The organism is Bacteroidales bacterium (genome assembly GCA_041671145.1).
GTDB lineage: Bacteria > Bacteroidota > Bacteroidia > Bacteroidales > JAHJDW01 > JAQUPB01.
Genome location: JBAZBZ010000001.1, coordinates 16,581 through 36,905 on the forward strand (window position 1 = coordinate 16,581; position 20,325 = coordinate 36,905).

The following is a 20,325-nucleotide window of genomic DNA, read 5'->3' on the forward strand; positions in this document are numbered from 1 at the left end:
AGCTTATTGTTTTTTTATTGCATTTTCCCGCCAGATAGCTTGAAAAACAGGAACTACAAACATAGTCATCAATTGAATAATCATGCCACCAAAAGTTGGGATAGCAATAGGAACCATTATATCTGATCCTTTCCCTGTTGAAGTAAGAACCGGTAAAAGAGCAATAATAATTACAGCAGCAGTCATCATTGCAGGACGCACACGCTTTTTGCCTGCATCAACTACTGCTTCACGTACATCATGAATCGTAGCAGGTTTGCGTTCTTCGAATACCTGATGTATGTATGTTCCCATGATTACTCCATCATTAGTTGCCAAACCGAATAATGATATAAACCCCACCCATACTGCGACACTGAGGTTTATGGTGTGCATTTGGAATAAGTCACGCATGTTAACTCCTGCTACCGAAAAATTCATAAACCAACCCTGTCCGTACAACCACAATAATATAAATCCTCCTCCAAAAGCTACTATAACACCTGAAAAATGGATAAATGAAGCTGTAACTGTTTTGAATTGAAAATACAAAAGCAAGAAAATTAATATCAAACTAATTGGTATTACAATTGAAAGGCGTTTGGTAGCCCTTAACTGTTGTTCATAATTGCCTGCAAAGTGATAAGTTACACCTTTGGGAATAATCAATTCGCCACTTTCGATTTTTGATTTCAAATAATTTTCTGCCTTATTAACCACATCTACTTCGGCAAATTCAGGTTTCTTATCAAAAATTACATATCCTGTAAGAAAAGTATTTTCACTACGTATCATTTGAGGTCCACTTTCATATTCGATACTTGCAAGTTCGCCAAGCGGAACCTGAACGCCTGTCATGGAGGGAACAAGTATCTTTTTTAAATCATCCGGTGTTGTTCTTAATTCCCTGGCGTATCGAACGCGAACAGGGAATCGTTCTCTTCCTTCAACAGTTCTTGTCAGTTCCATTCCACCGATTGCTGATTGAATAACATCCTGAACTTCTCTAATTGTTATGCCGTATCGGGCAATTGCTTCACGATTAATATTAATTAATAAATAAGGAGAACCAACAACTCTTTCAGCAAATACAGAATTTGCTTCAACAGATGGAACGTTCTGCAGTTGTTTTTCAATTTCTATTCCTGTCTTTTCAATAGTTTCCAAATCCGGTCCATAAACTTTAATACCCATTGGCGCACGCATTCCGGTTGAAAGCATTACTAAACGGGTTTCGATTGGCTGCAATTTTGGAGCAGATGTTAAACCCGGTAATTGAGTTGCTTTTACAATTTCCTTCCAAATATCATCAGGCTTACGGATTTCAGGTCTCCATTGACGAAGATATTCACCTCCGTTATCGGCAATAAGTAAAGTTGTATCTATCTTTTTAAAGCCATCTTTATCGGGATTATACTTTATGCCATTTTTCAGAACATAGATACCTAACCCATCGGTTTTAAAACGTTTACGATGCCCTGCATGATCTAAAATATATTCCGGTTTATAATTGATAACAGTTTCAAACATCTGAATATTTGCAGGATCGAGTGCGGAATTTACACGTCCCCATTTGCCAACTGCAAGCTCTACTTCAGGAATTGATGTCAATCGCAAATCGAGCATTTTTGCATAATCAATATTTTTTTCAACACCTGCATGAGGCATACTTGTTGGCATAAGCAAAAATGAACCTTCGTTTAAAGCAGGCATAAATTCATTGCCTGTTCCCGGAAATACTTCTGAAATTCCTTGCCAGACATAAGTTTCGCGAATATTCCAACCGATTTTTTCAGAACTTTTTGCAACAAAACCAAACACTGTATTAAAGCCCAACCAAACTAAAATGCCAAAAAATGTTGTAAAAGCAGGAATACATAGAAATTTAATTTTGTTAGCCAAACACCAGCGAAGTATGGTTTCGTAATATTTAACCACAAGAGAAAGAATAGTAAGTACTGAGCCAATGAGGAAAACAACAAATAAAAAGTTTTTGGCGAAATGATTTTGAGCACCTAAAGGCAACCATTCAATAATTAAATAATATACTGCATATAAAACAACAATTACCAGATTTATATATTCAGGTATGCGTTTGTATTTATCTTTCCATTTGTGTTCAAATAAATTATTTATACCAATGAAAATAAGGGCAACTGCCGGCCATATATTCCAAATAACAGGAATTAAAATACCTGCAGTTATTAAAATTACATTCCATATTCGTTTAATTTTTTTTGTATCGGAACGTATCGAGAAAATGAAGTAAGCCAAAGTTGGTAATACTACAAAACCTAATATGAGAGATGAAAAGATTGCGAATGTCTTTGTATAAGCCAAAGGTTTGAACAGTTTTCCTTCTGCTGCTTCCATTGCAAATACCGGCAAAAAACTAATTAGCGTGGTTCCTATTCCAATCATAACAGCAGTTCGTACTTGTGTTGTTGCATTATATATTAATTGAATCAATGATTTGCCGCGTACATTATTATTTCCCGGCATTTCTTTATGCCGGATTATGTTTTCGATATCAACAATACCAACATCAGCCATGACTCCAATTGCGATAGCAATTCCAGATAAAGCGACTATATTGGCTTCTATACCAAAAAAATACATTAGAATAAAAGTCATTAATACTCCTAAGGGTAATAGAAATGCCACTATTAAAGATGACCTGAGGTTCATTAACAAAACAATAATAACAATAATACTTATGAGTATTTCGTGAGATAAAGCTGATTCTAAAGTTCCGATTGTTTCTCGTATAAGATCTGTGCGGTCGTAAAACGGAACAATTGTAACTTTGCTGACAGTGCCATTGTCAAGTGTTTTAGTTGGTAACCCGGGTTCAATTTCTGCAATTTTCTTTTTAACATTATTTATTACTTCCATTGGATTAGATTTGTAGCGTGCTACAACAACTGCACCTACAGCTTCTGCGCCAAATTTATCCAAGCCGCCGCGACGTGTAGCTGGTCCAAAGTTAACTTTCCCGATTTGTTTAATTGTGATAGGGACATTATCTCTAACGCTCACAACAGTTTGTTCAATATCTTCGAGTGATTTTATATAACCCAACCCTCTGACTATATATTCAACCTGATTTAATTCAATGGTTTCAGCTCCTATATCCAGATTTGCATTTTGAATTGCTTTCATCACATCCATAACAGAGACATTATAGGATTTCATGGCATCGGGGTCCATGTCTATCTGATATTCTTTAATGTAACCTCCAATTGATGAAACTTCGGAAACGCCTTCAGCAGAAGACAAAGCATATTTAACGTAATAATCCTGAATGGTTCGTAATTCCTGAGGGTCCCAACCTCCGACAGGTTTTCCTGTTTTCGGATTTCTTCCTTCAAGTGTATACCAATATATTTGTCCTAATGCTGTTGCATCCGGACCTAACATCGGTTGGATGCCTTCCGGCAAAGTTCCGGGTGATAATGAGTTTAATTTTTCCAACACACGCGAACGACTCCAGTAAAATTCAACATCATCTTTAAAAATGATATAAATAAAAGACATCCCGAACATTGATGTGCTTCGAATAGTTTTAACACCAGGGATACCCAAAAGAGCTGTTGTAAGAGGATAAGTAATTTGATCCTGAATATCCTTTGGAGAACGGCCCATCCATTCGGTTGCTACAATTTGCTGGTTCTCGCCAATGTCGGGTATGGCATCCACAAGTACAGGCGTACGCGGCAAGAATCCTGTATTCCAGTCAAACGGAGCTGTTACTATTCCCCATCCAATGAAAGTCAATAATAAAATAATTGTTATTAATTTATTGTCGAGGAAAAATTTTATGATTTTATTTATCATATATTTTTAGTGTCAATTAGTAATTTTTTAATGAAAAATAAAGAACACTTATGTTCAAAATTCTTCAATAACAAATTATTTTGCTCTCACGTATTGACAACATTTAGGCAAGGCATTGTATACCTTATCACTTGCTTTCATTTTATCGGTATCATGACCGGCACGTGCAATATTACTATGAATTTTATCCAAAGTAACAACATTTGGGTCAAAAGTGATTTTTAAGATTTGGGTTTTTATGTCCCAAACAACCGAAGACACACCTTTCACTTTTGCAGCTTTCTCAATACGAGATTTACACATTTCACAACTTCCATAAACTTTGAATGATTCTGTTTTCAATTTATCATTTTTTTGTTTACGTTGCGAATAATTACTGTTTAAATTGCTTTGACAAATTTTAGCATTTACTTCTATTGAAATAAAACTAAACGCAATTATTATTAAAATGAATTTTATCGTTTTCATAAATTTAATTTTTAATTGTTTGCAATATAAATAAAGTATTCGTAAAAAGGTACATATTGAACAATACCCTTTTGTGTAATATTCTTAAAACCAGCTTATAAACGAAAAACACAAATGTCTGAAAGTTTTACGGCACTTGTAAGCAAACTACCTGGTGGGCTATTATTACCGTATGAATTATTATATTCAAACCTTAATGGAATACATAAAAAATTCAGAAGAATTTGATTTATGTTTTCTTGTATTTGAAGTGAAGCGGGGATATAATTATTTTCAACTGTATAAACGAAAATTTTATCGCTGCAACAAATAGAACTAATGCTATTATGCGATGGGCATGTTTTTGCAGAACTTTCCATACCGCATGAAGCTTTTCTGCCTTCAAAAGAAATTTTCACGGCAACTAACTCTTCGCAACAAAAATGAACAGCAAACGAAATATGTAATACTGAAATTACAATTAACAATGCAAATAATATAGATAATATTTTTTTTGTCATTTTCTAAGCGAGAATTATCAATAAGTATATGCTTTATTTTTTTAGTAAATAAAGTTTTTGATTTTTTTCAATTTGTGTTTGCATTTAGGACAAAATCCTTTTTTATCCTGATGTATTTCAGAATCATTGGTACAGGTAAAGTAAACTTCTTTTTTTACTTTATCTGTATTATCATATTTAGTTAAATCCATACCGCATTTCGTACATTTTCCGGGAGTTTTTGCCCGAATTTCGGGATGCATAGGACACTGATAATATAATCCTTTGCATGGAGATTTATTTGAATTACTATAGCTTGAATTGTTAGAATTATCAGACCCGCCGTGACATGATTGTGCATATATCGTTTTTACATTAAATAAAAACAACATGATTGATACTATGATTATGTTTAGGATTTTATTTTTCATTGTTATTTATTAAATAATTTTAAATCTCTTGTTAAACCAAATGCTATTGAAAATTTATTTGTAATCTGTGAGCCTTTATAATTCTTATATATAGGAATATCTATTAACGTTGATATTTTCCATTTTTTTGATAACGTATAGATTATTTTTGGAGAAATAACTACCAATTGGCTTCCTGTATTTATTTGTTGTTTTGTTCCATTATAACTATAAAATTCATCGTAATTGTAGTCGGATGTTTTAATTTCGTTTCTAACTTCAACAGCTCCGGAAAACAATTCATTTAATTTATACGATACTATCAGAGCATTTAGAAAAAATCTGCCGGATTTATATTTATACGGATTTTCGCTATTCCACTCAAAACGATTATAAGAAAGAATTTTTATTTTAGAGGTTACTTCTTTAGAAATTAAAAGTTGTTCAATTAAGCCAAAAGCTCCGGTTGAGGGTTGTATTTCTTTCGGCAATTGAGTGTTGTTTTCATCGTATAGAGGTTTTGATGAAAAAGGTATTTTCCCTCCGGAACCAATTGTAATTTCAAACTTGCTTGAATCGCTTTTAAAAATAAGATATTTAAGAGATATCGAAGTAGAAGAAAACCCATATCCTCTTTTTCGAAATTCCGGCAAATCCATTACTTTCCAATTCTGAGTTTTATTAATATAATAACCTACGTCTATTTCAGTTGTTAATTTTTTTAGCAACCCATAACCTACATTAATATTAGTGAGATTATAAAAGGTGTTTAACAAAGGTGCATGATTAGGTGTTTTATCAATACTTGTTCCTCTATAAAATTTTTCCAAATAGCTGTGGCGAAACGATGCGTTCAATCTCAAAGTATTTTTTTCCAATACACCAAAATGAGCTGATGCGCAAACTGGACTACCTGTAGAACAGCATTGGGTATAAGCTTTTGTGCTAATGAAAAATATTAACAAAATAAATTTTGATAATATTTTAAGCTTAAACTTATTATTGCGATCTAACATATACTTCTTTTGATAAGGATTTCTTGTTTTCATCTGAAACTATGCATCTGATTTTAAATATGCTTGCGTGACAGACAGTCCATGAAACTTTATTTCCGCTTCCATAAAATGTTCCCCATCCATCTTCGCAACTCCATGTGTATTTTAACCTATCACCTGTTGCAGTAGCTGTTAATTCTGTTGTTGCATTAACAGTAAAAACAGAATCTTTTGCAACCAAACTTGTAAAGGTTAAAGGAGTTGTTGTATCGGCAGATTTGTCTTTTTTACAAGCAAAAATTAAAACTATTAATCCAATAAATGTTATTTTTAAGAGCTTTTTCATTTTATATTAATTTATTTTATTATAAATTTCTTACATAAAACACTTTCGTAATTTTGAATTCTAAGAAAATAAATGCCTTTATTTAAGCTATAAATTGGAATTTCTTTTTGATTATAGCCAGCATCAATTACAAATAAATTTGAGTATATTCTTTTTCCGGTTATGTCTATAATTTCATATTTAAATGTTTTATTAATTTTATTACTAAATGTAATTTTCAAAACTTTTGAATCAATAATGTTAGGATATAAGCTTATTCCGTCAACAATTGTTTTCGCTTCAGAAATTACAGTTGGGTTTTCCAAAAGTGCATTATAAATTGCATTATGAATTGAATTAGTATCAGGTATGGAGGGGATGGTGTTTTTGGTTTTATAATATATCTTATGTGAAGCACCACAAGCAATAACTACTATAGGCATACCAATTCCATATGGTGAGGAGAAATCATTGGAATATTGAAAAGTTATTCCTGGTAATAAATTATTATTTATAATCCAATTGCTTGTTGAAGTGCAATTATTTCCGCCATTATCTAAATAGAAGATTTTTATTCTTGAATTACCTGAATAAAAACCATCAATAATTGTTTTTATATTTTTCGAACCTGTTATGCAATAACTGCACTGGTGTTCATATACCAATATAATAACATCTTTCTGATCAAGATAAGAAAATAAATTCCGAGAAACAGCATTACAATCTGTCAATGTGAAATCTATTGCAGTTGTTTGAGCTTTCGATACAAGATTTCCTAATAAAGAAATGCTTAAAATAATAAAATAAAAATTTTTCATATTTTATTTTTTTCATTAATTTGTATTGATTATTGAAGAATAGTTTATCTTCTTGGCTACATATTGAACATATACGGATACATCTTTTGATAAAGAGTTATTGTTTTTATCTGTAATTATACACGTGATTTTAAATATGCGTGGGTGACAAAGAGCCCCTTCAACTTTACTGTCGTTTATATAAGTCCATGTAACTTTATTTCCGCTTCCGGCAAATGTTCCCCATCCATCTGTGCAGCTCCATGTGTAATTCAACCCATCACCTGTTGCAGTTACTGTTAATTCCGCTGTGATACTGTCTGTTGAAGCATTAGCAATAGTAAAAACAGAATCTTTTGCAACCAAACTCGTAAACGTAAGAGGTGTATTAATGTCAGAATCTACAAGGACATTATTGTCTTTTTTACAAAAAATAAAAAAGGAAAGTCCTAATGCAAGTAATAAAAATTTAATTTTTGTTTTCATGTTTTCTAAGTTTTATTTCTTATAGTAAAGATAGAAAATCAAGAAAGCCAGTGCAATACCTAATTATGGGTATTTTCATATACCTAATTATAGGTATTATCCAAATATAGTATTAAATTATATCAATAATGCTTTTTTTACGGCGTACATGACAAAGAGCGATATCCTATACTTTTCGGCAGATTTAGAAAAATGATCGAAACACTTTTTCCTCAACTCTATGACCAATTTATACTAAAACGAAATTATGCTAAATCTTTTACTGGTCTTTTTATTCATATAATCCCTATAATATCTTCTGTTACCATGTTGCGATTTATTAATGTTCAAAATAATAAACCTATTAAGCATTTAAAATACACACTACTTTTTATTAGCACAACAGATTTTATTTATCAAAAAGTTTTTGGGGAAATTTTACGGACAGTTGGTTAATTATTTTTTTATTTTCAATGGTCTGGTATGTATTCCGCATTCGCCTCCGCACTTGCTTGTGCCTATCCATCTGCCTGCTCTTTCATTATCGTCATTTGTAATATTTGAACACGGCGCACAGCCAAGCGACCTGTAACCTTCTTTATACAAAGGATTAACTTTCACTTCGTACAAAGCCAGATATTGCCATATTTCTCGTTCTTTCCATATCAAAATAGGATTTAATTTTATCAATCCTTTATCGCGTTCCTCAACTTCTTTGAAATCGGTTCGTGTTCTGCCTTCCGTGCAACGCAATCCGGTTACCCAGCACGAAACATTCATTTCTTCAATTGCTTGTCGTGTTGGTAAAACTTTAAGCAAATCGCAGCATTTGTCAGGCTCGGTTTGATAAAGTTTATCAGATATTTCAACCTTATTATTATGATAAACTTTTAATTCGGGATATTCTTCAACTATTTTATTCATAAAAGCAACAGTTTCCTTTGGTTTAAATCTTGTAGTAACAATAAAACCTTTTATTTTTTTATTTACCCTTTTTGCCAAATCCCAAACAGTAACCGAATCTTTTCCCAGACTGTTTGCAACAACAAGCCCATCGCCATACATTTCGTATGCTTCTTCGATAAGCGTGAGCGACCTGTCAACCTTTTGTTTGAAATTTAAAGAGTCAACAAGTGTTTTTAAATCGTCATTGTTTTTTAATAAATTCATTTTTACCTCCTTTAGTTTTAATTGGTTTATATAATAATTTTTAATTTAATTCAAGTATTTCTATGATTAACCAAAATTTCCGGAAACGTATTTTCGGGTTAGTTCTTTTTGGGGATTATTAAATATCTGTTCGGTTGTCCCAAATTCAATAATTTCACCCATGTAAATAAAAGCAACATTATCTGCAATTCTTTTAGCTTGCCTGAAAGTATGAGTTACCAGAACAATTGAATAATGTTTTTTCAATTTAACAAAAAGTTCTTCAATCTTCATTGTAGAAACAGGGTCGAGAGCCGATGTGGCTTCGTCGCCTAAAATAATTTCGGGTTCAACTGCCAAACCTCTTGCCAAACATAATCTTTGTTGTTGTCCAATTGATAACCGGGTTGAAGGACTGTGCAATCTGTCATAAACTTCATTCCAAAGAGCGACAGCTTTCAAATATCTCTCAACTATTTTATCTAATTTCTTTTTTCTTCTTATCCCGTGAATTCTCGGACCATAAGCAACATTATCATATATAGACATTGGAAGCGGACAAGGACGTTGAGACAGCAATCCCATTTTTTTTCTTATACTAATTATTTCTGCATCTTTACTGTAAATATTTTCGCCATCAACTAATAATTCTCCTTCAACTCTAACTTCCGTAGAATCATCATTCATACGGTTAAATGTTCTTAGTAAAGTTGTTTTTCCGCATCCTGAAGGACCTATAATACAAGTAATGCTTTTATCAGGCAATTCAAGATTAATATTTTTTAAAATATGATTATTTTGAATAAAAACATTAAGATTTCTCGCAACAATATGAGTTATATTTTCAGGATTAATATTTAATTCCTCATCTATTAATTGAGCAGTTAATGTATTTTCCATAATAATTAAATTTTGTTTTTTGATAATTTTCTACTAAAAAAACGTGCCGATAAACTAAGTATTAAAACTATTATTGTTAATATCAGAGCAGCGGCATAAGCTCTGTTCTGAACTTCTTCAATCGGGCTACCAAGCTGAAAGAAAATAGCAAGAGGTAAAGTTGCAGTTTGCTGATTAAAAGAAGTAGGAATACTATCAGTATAACCGGCAGTGAAAAGAACTGTTGCCGCATCGCCAATTGCTCTGCCAACTGAAAGCAATATAGCAGTAGTAATACCCGGCATTATTTGTCGTATAATAACTTTAATCATTTCAAATTTTGTAGAGCCGAGAGCTTGCGGTGTTTCAATCAATTCATTTGGAACACGTCGGGCTACCTCATCAATGGATCGAATCATGATTGGTAATATTAACATTCCGACAGTAACAATACCTCCTAATAATGACGCTTTCAAACCAAAATAAATCATAACAACAAATCCAAATGCTCCATAAACTATCGAAGGAATACCAAACAAAATGTCGTATGAAAAACGGCAGACCTCTTTATAAAATGAATTTTTCTTTAAATGAAAATTTATATACATCACAATTGGTAAACTGATAATAATGCTAAAGATGACAGAACCAATAACAATATATATAGAACCGATAATAGCGTTCAATATCCCTCCTTCTTTTCCAAGGTAAAACCCTCCTGTAGGTATTTCCGAAATCATTTCCCAATTCAGTGAAGGCAGTCCTTTTCTTACGATACTATAAATTATAAAAAGCAAAACACTCAATATTGAAATTGCAGACAATATCATAAGCGATTTAAAAAATGCTTCTTCAAGTTTTTTCAAAGCTAACTGCATGTTGTATATTTTAAATCTGATTCTTTTCATTCTTTAATATCCTTTTTTACGATTTCACAAATTAAACTACAAAGCATATTTTCTTTCTATTCTGATTAATATAAATCTTGAACCAGCATTAAATAAAACTATAATTACAAAAAGCAATAATGCTGCAAACATCAAAGCAGATTCATAATCCGGCATTGACATCATTTCGCCGTAGTTATTTGCAATCAGTGCAGGCAAAGGGTAACACGATTCAAAAATACTTTTTGGTATTATTGCAGTATTTCCGCATACCATTAAAACTGCTATAGTTTCGCCGAATGCTCTTGAGATTGCAAGAACTATTGCAGCAATAATTCCAGATAGTGATTTTCGTAAAACAACTTTTTTAATTGTTTGCCATTTTGTTGCTCCAACTGATAATGAAGCTTCCCGCATTTCTTTGGGAATGGCATTAAATAATTCAGATAAAATACTTACAATTAAAGGAATTATCATTATTGCCAAAACTATCCCACCTGCCAAAACAGTGTATCCTGTTGAAAATTCAACAAAATGAGGAGCCAATTTATCGGAAATAAAAGGAACGATTGTGATAATTCCCCATACTCCAAATACAACAGGCGGAATGCCCGAAAGAACATCAACAAACGGATAGGCAATTTTCTTAACTCTGCTATTTGCATATTCCGTGAGGTATATCGCTGTCAGCAAAGAAACAGGTAACGCAATAATTATAGCAATTGCCGTTACTTGTAATGTGCTTATAATATATGGCAAAAATCCATATTCTCCTTTGAATGGTTTCCAGCTGCTTGCAGAAAGCAAATCCCAAATATTTTTGCTTTGCATTATTGGCAAAGCTTTGAAAAATAGTCCCGTTGCAATCAGAAATAAAAATGTAAGCGATAAAACTGTAAGCCCTGACATAGTATGCCGGGCAATTTTATCTTTGACAATTCTAAATTTTATCATTTCAATTTATTTAACTCGACTGCTATTTTTTCTTTTGATAAATTTATATAACCCGATTCATGTACGAATTTCTGACCATCTGTAAGAATCCATTTAATAAATTCCACTACTACCTGTTTTGTCGGTTTTCCGTTTGTTACCAAAAACAAATCTCTTGCAGGAGGTGAAGGATATTTGCCGGTAGCTATTGCATTAATAAGCTGATCTAAATTGGAATAGAAATTTTCATCAGCATCAATTTTTCCATTATTGTTTAAATCTATTGGCAATACAATGATTCCCGGATTCGACTTTTTGGTTTTTGCATCATACGCATAACCTATATTGTTATAACCAATACCCGCAGGGTCTTTCTTAACTGCCTGAGCTAAACCGGGGTCACCAAATACTCCAACGCCATTAAGATCTTCTTGTTTTTTGCCAAAATATTTTGCCCATACTTCTGCTGCACCGCAAGCATCGGAGCGGGTATAAATATGAATTGGAGTACTGCTTTTTATTCCAAATGCCTGTCCCCAAGTTTGATATTTTCCGGTAACCCAAATATCATTGCCTGCATTTTTTTTCAACCCTTTTGCCAATAATTCTTTAAGCAAAGGATTTGACGCACTAATCACAGGCACTACAGCATCTTTAGTTACAGCAATTCCATAAGCACCTTTTTTAACTTCAATAGAATAAATTTCTCTGGAAACCATTCCAATGTCTACCATTTTAGAAAGCACATCTGTCATTCCTTTACCTGCACCTCCGGCGGATATATCAATTTTTACTTTCGGATGAAGTTTTTTAAATTCCTGCGCCCATTTCACAGTCATTGGATATAGTGCAAATGCACCGGAAATTGATATTTGTCCTTCTAATTCATCATTTGTTTTTGTTGTATTATTTGTATAGGAACTTAATCCGAAAAATAATACTACTGCTATTAAATAATTTAATACTTTTTTCATTTTCATTTTATTTTTTAATTGTTAAACATTTAAAATCCTATTTGCAATTGAACAACACCAAAATTATTTCGGCTATTTAATGCTACTCCTTTAAAAGGTCTGTTTGATTTATCGCCAAAATAATAACCACCTTGTAATTTAACCAATGGTGTGAAATTATAATTCAACAGGAAAATGTAATTTGTTGTTATATCAGCAGGAAAAGAAGTATTTTGGTCGTAATCGTCATATTTAAAAATAACTTGCAGTTTCTTAGGAAAAACAAAATAACCTATTTGAGCATAATACCCTTCTTTGTTAATGTCTTTCCATTTGCTGTCTCTGCCATCTTTACCATTTATGTATTCGCCCCTGAACGACAAACCTTTTATTTCGTAACTTAATTCAATGCCTATGCGGTTTCTTGCCTGATTTATTGACGTTGTTTTTGTAGTTAAAGTTGATGTGGATTTTGACACAAGAGAAGCTGATGTTGTAGTTGTAGTAGTTACAGTTGTTGTTGTGGTTGGAATATTTGCATATCCGCTATAAAAACCGCCACCAATTTTCAGGTTTTTTATTGGCTGAAGAACAAGTCGTCCGCCAATATCTCTTGCTTTATTGTTGTCAGAGAAGTTAACTCCTGAACCATTAAAAACACCAACAGCATAATTAATCAAATTATAATCTTTAATCTTTACCACATCACCTGTAACTTTAACACCTAAATCCAAACCATTAAAATTTCCAATTACATCTTGTCCTCTTGAGCAAAGCGATTCTACAACCTGTGAAAGGTCTATAGTTTCAAGTTTATCAGTTGGAGTATTGTTTTCAAGAGATAAAGGAATTTTTATATTACCTGCTTGAACTCTTAAGTAATCTGCAAATTTATATTCAGCATAAGCATCAAGTAATTTAGGAGCTGTAGCAAATTCAACTTGCAAAACATAACTCCATGAAGACGAAATAGAACCCTTAGCTGATAATCTTGCTCTGCGAACATCTACAGCATCATTCTTTGCAGGGTTTCCGAAGTTCTGATAGCGAACTTGCGTAAATCCTGATAATTTTAATTTCTTTGATGCTTCAACTCCAAACGAAGTTCTGAGAGAATCTGTTTTTTGTTGTTTGATAGCAGCTTCAGCTCTGATTGAATCTGCTTGTTGTTGTGTAATTGTTTTATTTGCAATCAGCAAATTTAAAATGTCATTGCTCGTTTGAGTTTTAGCTTTGCCAAACGCTAAAGCAATTAATAACAGTAATGTGATTCTTTTCATTTTTTTCATTTTTCATTTTTAATTAATACTATTTCTATCGATTTAGTCGACAAATGTAAAATTTTATTATATTTGCAAAAAAAAATTCTTATTGGAATTTTATAGTTTAAAATATGAAATTTTGCAGGTTTTGAAAAATTGCCTTTAAAATCAATAGTTTTGAGAATAATTAAAAGTTTAATTTTATGATTCAGGAAAAGAAAAATTTAATTTTCAATTGCGATTCGTGTTTTTTTAAACATATAATGAAGCAGTATATAAGCGATGAACAATTTGAAACGCTTTTCAACAGTGCAATTCAATTAAAGTTTAAAAAAGGGGAACATTTGCTTAAACAAAACAACAAATTTACACATGTCGCTTATCTGCATAAGGGCAGAGTAAAATTTAATTACGAAAATGAATTTGGTAAAAATCTTGTTCTTACTGTTGTTAATTCACCAATTTTACTTGGAGGTGCAAACCTTTTTAATGAAGATACTAATCTGTTTTCAATCACTGCTATTGAAGATTGTGAAGCATGTATGCTCGATGTTTCGATTTTAAAAAAACTTGTCATTAACAATAGTGCTTTGGCAATACATTTGCTTGAATTCACAACATCATTGTTTAAAAGTTCAATTTTGAATTTTGTAAGCTTGGTGCATAAGCAAGTAAATGGACGAATTGCCGATATACTTATTTATCTTTCACAGAAAATATACAAAAGTGAAAACTTTATGCTAACTCTTACAAGAAAAGAATTAGCTGAATTTGCAGGATGTTCGCAGGAAAATGTTATTCATACTCTGACACGTTTTCATAAAGAAGGTATTATTAAATTAGAAGGAAAGAATATTGAAATCATTGATGGCAACCGACTATCTGAAATAAACAGATTAGGATAAAAGGAAATTAAATTTATTTTTGTAAAATTCCACCCTCTGCTTTATTCTGCCATTCATGCCTATGTTGCCTTTAAATACATGTCGATTGATAATTATTTATATTTTATTTATGTAATTCTTTGATACGATAAACCATTCTTTTATTACTTTTGTTTTTATTAAGTTTAAGAATAAAAAGAAAAACAGAATTGAATTTTTTATTAATGTTTGAGTGGTATCAATCTTTGTTAGAAAAAATATAGTTTAAAAGATGGGTAAAAAAACAAAACAACAAAAACCAATAGTCAGAAAAAACATTAAAGCTGTTGTAAATATTAATTTTCTCGAAAAAGCAGAAAAATATTTTACTAAAAAAAATAAAATCTTTTTTTTGATTTCATTAATTTCAGCAATTATTTTCGGAGCACTATTGTTTAATTTTTTAATTGACGAAGGCGGTGACGATTCGGGATATATAGTGGCAGCAAAGGATTTTATTGATGGAAAACAATTCCCGACATGGCATGGTTCTTTATATCCGATATTTCTTGGTTTGCCGATGTTATTCACTGGCGTTAATGTTGCATTTTTTAAAATCATTTCTTTTTTTCTGATAATAGGAAATTTGATTTTGCTGTTTTATACTTTCAAAAACAGAATTCCTTCGTCAATACTCGTATTTACAACAATTCTGACAGCAATAAATTGCCACATCCTTTTTTATGCAAGTTCTACATATAGCGAAGCATTCTTTTTATTCATGCAAATATTAACCCTTTATTTTTTCTTTAAACTTATTGATAAATTAAATACAAGCCCGAATAGTTTGAAAGAGCATTGGAAAACATGGCTCATATTTGGCTTATTTGTGTTTTTACTGAGCTTAACGAGAAATGTCGGCATTGGATTTATTATTGCCGTTTTGCTGTACTTTTTGATAAACAAGAAATATATTCAATCGTTATATTCATTGGCATCTTTTGTAATTTTCCAGATACCGTATACTATTTACAAAAACATTTTCTGGAAACTCAATAAAACAGATTACGAAGGCAGATTCGGAGAAATGTTCTGGAAAAACCCTTATGACAAATCATTAGGAAAAGAAGATTTTTCGGGATTTATAAAACGTTTCTTCGAAAATACCGACCAGTATTTATCTAAAAATTTCATGAAGATAATAGGACTTAAACCACTCGAATCAAAGACAACAAGTATATTTTTTACAATCTTAATTTGTCTGTTGTTTTTTGGAGCAGTTTATATTATTTTTAAAAAGAACAAGTATTTGCAATTTATTTCCATGTATTTGATGATATCAATATTTATAACATTTATATCACTGCAGGTTTTATGGGACCAACCAAGATTAATTTTAGTTTATGTGCCCTTAATAATATTAATACTCTCTGTTGGAATATATGAATTATCACAAAAGTATAATTTAAAATTCATGCAATATTTTCTGATTATTTTTCTATCGATATTGGTATTGCTCGAATTTGCACAAACTAAAAATAAAATTGAAAGCAATATTCCTGTTTTAAGAGAAAATATTAAAGGAAATAAGTTTTATGGATTTTCTTCCGACTGGAAACATTTTTTGCAAATGAGTGAATGGGTGTCAAAGAATATACCGGAAAATGTTGTGATTGCTTGTCGGAAACCATCAATGTCGTTCATTTATAGTGACGGAAGAAAATTTTTCGGGATTACAAATTTTCCTGTCGAAGAACCTGAATTTGCCATTCAAAATTTAAAAAAACAAAATGCTAATTATACAATAATTGACCACTCACAGTGGAATGAAATAAATTCCAATTTACGTGAAAAGTGTGCGCCATTCTTTAAAGTATTAATAAATGACAAAAAAACTCAGGGATATGCCATTTACGATTTTTGTAAAGACACCAGTGTATATGCTGTATTAAGAAGTGGAAAAATAAAATTCACAATTAACATTGACGATATTTTAATTAAATTAAGAAATAATAAAATAAGATGCAGGGCTATTATTCCTGACTCTTTATATGATAACCTGAAAAAAAATAAGGTAAAATACATAATTGATTATTCGAGTAAAAAAAACGCCATAAGCAATACTCTTAAAAAATACATGGCAGGTATAATGCTAAAATATCCTCAAAGTTTAAAACTTATAAATCAAATGGGAAGTGATAATGATAATCCCACGAGATTATATGAGTTTATATATTAATTCTCTTATAAATAAAAAATATAAGAAAGATGAGTAAAAAAACAAAAAAGCAAAAATCAGATGGAAGAAAAAATATTAAAACTACAGTAAACCCTGATTTTATCGCAAAAGCAGAAAATTATTTCACTAAAAATAATAAAATTTATTTTTGGATTTCGTTGATTTCAATAATTATTATTGGAGTGCTGTTATTTAATGTCAAAATTGATGAAGGCGGAGACGATTCTGGATATATAGTGGCAGCAAAGGATTTTATTGATGGAAAACAATTTCCAACATGGCATGGTTCTTTATATCCGATATTTCTTAGTTTGCCGATGCTATTCGTTGGTGTTAATGTTGCATTTTTTAAAATCATTTCTTTTTTTCTGATAATCGGAAATTTAATTTTATTGTTTTATACTTTCAAAAGTAAAATTCCTTCTTCAATACTTGTATTTACAATAGTTCTGACAGCAATAAATTGTCATATACTTTTTTATGCAAGTTCAACATACAGCGAAGCATTCTTTTTATTTATGCAAATATTGACTATTTACTTCTTCTTTAAACTGATTGAAAAATTAAATACAAACCCGAATAGTTTAAAAAAGCACTGGAAAACATGGTTAATATTTGGCTTATTTGCTTTTTTATTGAGCATTACCAGAAATGTTGGCATTGGATTTATAATTGCTGTTTTGTTATATTTTTTAATAAACAAACAATATATTCAGTCGTTATATTCATTTGTGTCTTTTATAATTTTTCAAATACCATATACTATTTATAAAAACATTTTCTGGAAACTTAATAAAACAGATTACGAAGATAGATTCGGAGAAATGCTTTGGAAAAATCCTTATGACAAATCATTCGGAAAAGAAGATTTTTCGGGATTTGTAAAACGTTTTTTTGAAAATACCGACCATTATTTATCGAAAAACTTCATGAAGATAATAGGGCTTAAACCTATCGAATCAACTACAACAAGTATATTTCTTACAATTTTAATTTGTCTGTTGTTTTTTGGAGCAGTTTATTTTATTTTTAAAAAGAACAAGTATTTGCAATTTATTTCCATGTATCTGATGATATCAATATTTATAACATTTATATCACTGCAGGTTTTTTGGGACCAACCGAGATTAATTTTAGTTTATGTGCCTTTAATAATATTGCTAATAGCTGCTGGAATATATGAATTATCACAAAAATATAATTTAAAATTCATGCAATATTTTCTGATTATTTTTTTATCAATGTTGGTATTGCTCGAATTTGCACAAACTAAAAATAAAATTGAAAACAATATTCCTGTTTTAAGAGAAAATATTAAAGGAAATAAGTTTTATGGATTTTCTGCCGACTGGAAACATTTTTTGCAAATGAGTGAGTGGGTATCGAAAAATATACCGGAAAACGTTGTGATTGCCTGTCGGAAACCCTCAATGTCGTTCATTTATAGCGACGGAAGAAAATTTTTCCCAATTATGAAATTCCCGGTCGAGGAAGCTATAATTGCAATTCAAAATTTAAAAAAACAAAATGCTAATTACACAATAATAGATTGCTCACAATGTAATGAACAAAATTTCAATATATATGAAAAGATTGCACCATTTTTAAAAATATTGGTGAATAACCAAAAAACACAGGGATATGGTATTTACGATTTTGGTAATGACAGCTCTATATATTCAAATTTAAAAAGAAATAATATAAATTTTTCACTCGATATTGACGACTTTTTAAACGCATTAAAAAACAGCAAAGCAAATCTTCGTGCTATTTTTCCTGATTCTTTATATGATAATCTTAAAAAAAATAATATAAAATATCTTATGGATATTTCATTAACTAAAGTTGAAGGAAATCAGTATAGCACGAATTTTACAAGTATTCAAAATTATATAGTAAGTATAACCGCAAAATATCCGGGAAGTTTTAAAGTTATAAATCAAATAGGAAACAATACTGATAGTCCTTCGAGATTATATGAATTTATGCCGAGACACTAAATATTTATTGCTAATTCTTTCCCCTGCTTTATTCTATCAGCCATTCCGATGCCGCCTTTTAGATTTCCACCGATAAATAAACCTCTATATTTTTTTTCAATTTCTGCAACAGCATTAAATCTTTCTCCGCTTTCAATTCCGTATTGCGGAATTGCTTTGTTGTGGCGTATAATTTTAAACATGTTTGGATTAAATTGTTTTAATGACAAAAGCTCCACACTTTCTTTTTCCACAACTTTTTTAATTTCATTGTCATTATAATTCATCATATCTTGTCTTCTTACACCGCCCATGAATATTGATAAAAGCGAACCATTTGAGGGAGCTCTGTTTTTAAATAACGATGACATAAAAAGTATTCCAAGTAAATCGCGTTTTTCAATAAAAGGAATCAAACCGCCAAAACCATCGAGTTTCATTCCATTCCATTGCTCAAATCCTAAAATTATTTCTATAACTTTTGTGTAAAGCAACGAATCAATTTTTGAAATAATATTTTTTTCAATGAATGGAAATATTGCTCCAAGCTCATAAGCGCCAACAGTTGTTATTATTTTATTTGATTTAATAATTATTTCGCTGCCTGTTTTATCGTTGTATCTGATTTCAAATCCATTTTCTGTCGGATTTATTTTTATGTCAGTTACCCCAAGAATAAAATTATTTTCATCAGCCGATTTATACAAAGCATTTGTAAGTGAACTCAAACCGTCTTTAAAAGAAAAAACTTTTCTGTTTGCTCTTTTTTCCAATTCGGTTTTCTTTTCAAATCCTTTTTTAATTGAGCCACCGATGAAGCTTCCATAATCATGTTCTAAATTATAAAGTTTTGGTAAAGCGTATTTTGGTATTAAATAATCAGGGTCTCCGGCATAAACTCCAAGAATGAATGGGTCAACAGTGTATTTTAAAAAACTTTCTCCCATTCTTCTTCTTACAAGTGCAGAAAGATTTTCATGCGACTCTTTTCCGGGTGCCCTGAATGGCTCACCAAGTATGCGGATTTTATCTTTGAAAGTAAATAAAGGAGTTTTTATTGCATCAAATAATCCTAAAGGCAAATGTTCCCATTTCCCGTTTTTTAAAATATATCTTTTGTTAACTGCATCGGCAGCAATTTCCAATTCACACAAATCCGACAAATCATCAAAAAGTTCAACAACTGTTGTATTGCCTATTACTCCTGTATTAGGCCCTTCTTCATATATAAAATTATTTTCTTTAATTGAGTTAATAACTCCACCAACTCTGTTGTCTTTTTCTAAAACAATAAATCTTTTATTTTGTTTTTTTAAATAATATGCAGTTGTAAGTCCTGTAAGTCCTGCTCCTATGACAACTATTTCAGTACGAATTTCCATTAGAATTTTAATTAATAATTACGGATTTAGGAGTTTAAAATAAA

18 protein-coding genes are annotated in these 20,325 nt (G+C 31.0%); 3 read left to right on the plus strand and 15 right to left on the minus strand.

Features of this window, described 5'->3' with window-relative positions:
* Positions 1 to 3: 3 nt before the first annotated feature.
* The 14 genes from WC223_00080 to WC223_00145 all read right to left on the minus strand — a co-directional run bounded on the left by WC223_00080 (position 4) and on the right by WC223_00145 (position 13,836).
* Positions 4 to 3,816, minus strand: a complete 3,813-nt coding sequence (locus tag WC223_00080; GenBank protein MFA6922625.1) for an efflux RND transporter permease subunit — start codon at positions 3,814 to 3,816, stop codon at positions 4 to 6.
* A 75-nt stretch (positions 3,817 to 3,891) separates the two neighbouring features.
* Positions 3,892 to 4,284 carry a heavy-metal-associated domain-containing protein gene (locus WC223_00085; protein ID MFA6922626.1) on the minus strand — a complete coding sequence of 131 codons (393 nt, stop codon included), beginning with the start codon at positions 4,282 to 4,284 and terminating at the stop codon, positions 3,892 to 3,894.
* A 95-nt stretch (positions 4,285 to 4,379) separates the two neighbouring features.
* Complete coding sequence (locus WC223_00090; protein MFA6922627.1) at positions 4,380 to 4,784, minus strand: hypothetical protein; 405 nt, start codon at positions 4,782 to 4,784, stop codon at positions 4,380 to 4,382.
* A gap of 41 nt (positions 4,785 to 4,825) precedes the next feature.
* Positions 4,826 to 5,194 (minus strand): heavy metal-binding domain-containing protein, encoded by a 369-nt coding sequence (locus WC223_00095; GenBank protein MFA6922628.1) that lies wholly within the window; start codon positions 5,192 to 5,194, stop codon positions 4,826 to 4,828.
* A 2-nt stretch (positions 5,195 to 5,196) separates the two neighbouring features.
* Entirely contained in the window at positions 5,197 to 6,189 is a 993-nt protein-coding gene (locus WC223_00100) for a hypothetical protein (protein ID MFA6922629.1), read from the minus strand.
* Positions 6,173 to 6,514, minus strand: a complete 342-nt coding sequence (locus tag WC223_00105) for a hypothetical protein (GenBank protein ID MFA6922630.1) — start codon at positions 6,512 to 6,514, stop codon at positions 6,173 to 6,175. The genes WC223_00100 and WC223_00105 overlap by 17 nt, the downstream gene beginning before the upstream one ends.
* Before the next feature lie 11 nt (positions 6,515 to 6,525).
* Entirely contained in the window at positions 6,526 to 7,311 is a 786-nt protein-coding gene (locus WC223_00110; protein MFA6922631.1) for a T9SS type A sorting domain-containing protein, read from the minus strand.
* Between the two features lie 15 nt (positions 7,312 to 7,326).
* Positions 7,327 to 7,776, minus strand: a complete 450-nt coding sequence (locus tag WC223_00115) for a hypothetical protein (GenBank protein MFA6922632.1) — start codon at positions 7,774 to 7,776, stop codon at positions 7,327 to 7,329.
* A gap of 435 nt (positions 7,777 to 8,211) precedes the next feature.
* Positions 8,212 to 8,925 (minus strand): phosphoadenylyl-sulfate reductase, encoded by a 714-nt coding sequence (locus WC223_00120; GenBank protein MFA6922633.1) that lies wholly within the window; start codon positions 8,923 to 8,925, stop codon positions 8,212 to 8,214.
* A gap of 66 nt (positions 8,926 to 8,991) precedes the next feature.
* Positions 8,992 to 9,804, minus strand: coding sequence for a phosphate ABC transporter ATP-binding protein PstB (gene pstB, locus WC223_00125; protein ID MFA6922634.1), 813 nt, complete (start codon positions 9,802 to 9,804; stop codon positions 8,992 to 8,994).
* A gap of 5 nt (positions 9,805 to 9,809) precedes the next feature.
* Positions 9,810 to 10,691: a phosphate ABC transporter permease PstA gene (pstA, locus tag WC223_00130; protein ID MFA6922635.1), complete on the minus strand. Its 882-nt coding sequence runs from the start codon at positions 10,689 to 10,691 to the stop codon at positions 9,810 to 9,812.
* 36 nt (positions 10,692 to 10,727) lie between these two features.
* Positions 10,728 to 11,624: a phosphate ABC transporter permease subunit PstC gene (gene pstC / locus WC223_00135; protein ID MFA6922636.1), complete on the minus strand. Its 897-nt coding sequence runs from the start codon at positions 11,622 to 11,624 to the stop codon at positions 10,728 to 10,730.
* Positions 11,621 to 12,577: a PstS family phosphate ABC transporter substrate-binding protein gene (locus tag WC223_00140; GenBank protein ID MFA6922637.1), complete on the minus strand. Its 957-nt coding sequence runs from the start codon at positions 12,575 to 12,577 to the stop codon at positions 11,621 to 11,623. The genes pstC and WC223_00140 overlap by 4 nt, the downstream gene beginning before the upstream one ends.
* Positions 12,578 to 12,606: 29 nt before the next feature.
* Positions 12,607 to 13,836 carry a porin gene (locus tag WC223_00145; GenBank protein MFA6922638.1) on the minus strand — a complete coding sequence of 410 codons (1,230 nt, stop codon included), beginning with the start codon at positions 13,834 to 13,836 and terminating at the stop codon, positions 12,607 to 12,609.
* Positions 13,837 to 14,081: 245 nt separating this feature from the next.
* Between WC223_00145 and WC223_00150 the strand changes: the two genes are divergently transcribed.
* The 3 genes from WC223_00150 (at position 14,082) to WC223_00160 (ending at position 18,920) form a co-directional block, all read left to right on the plus strand.
* Positions 14,082 to 14,723, plus strand: coding sequence for a Crp/Fnr family transcriptional regulator (locus WC223_00150; protein MFA6922639.1), 642 nt, complete (start codon positions 14,082 to 14,084; stop codon positions 14,721 to 14,723).
* Between the two features lie 250 nt (positions 14,724 to 14,973).
* Positions 14,974 to 16,920, plus strand: a complete 1,947-nt coding sequence (locus tag WC223_00155) for a hypothetical protein (protein MFA6922640.1) — start codon at positions 14,974 to 14,976, stop codon at positions 16,918 to 16,920.
* Between the two features lie 29 nt (positions 16,921 to 16,949).
* Entirely contained in the window at positions 16,950 to 18,920 is a 1,971-nt protein-coding gene (locus WC223_00160; GenBank protein MFA6922641.1) for a hypothetical protein, read from the plus strand.
* Here the strand turns inward: WC223_00160 and hemG are convergent.
* Positions 18,917 to 20,281, minus strand: a complete 1,365-nt coding sequence (gene hemG / locus WC223_00165; protein ID MFA6922642.1) for a protoporphyrinogen oxidase — start codon at positions 20,279 to 20,281, stop codon at positions 18,917 to 18,919. The genes WC223_00160 and hemG overlap by 4 nt on opposite strands.
* Positions 20,282 to 20,325: the final 44 nt, after the last annotated feature.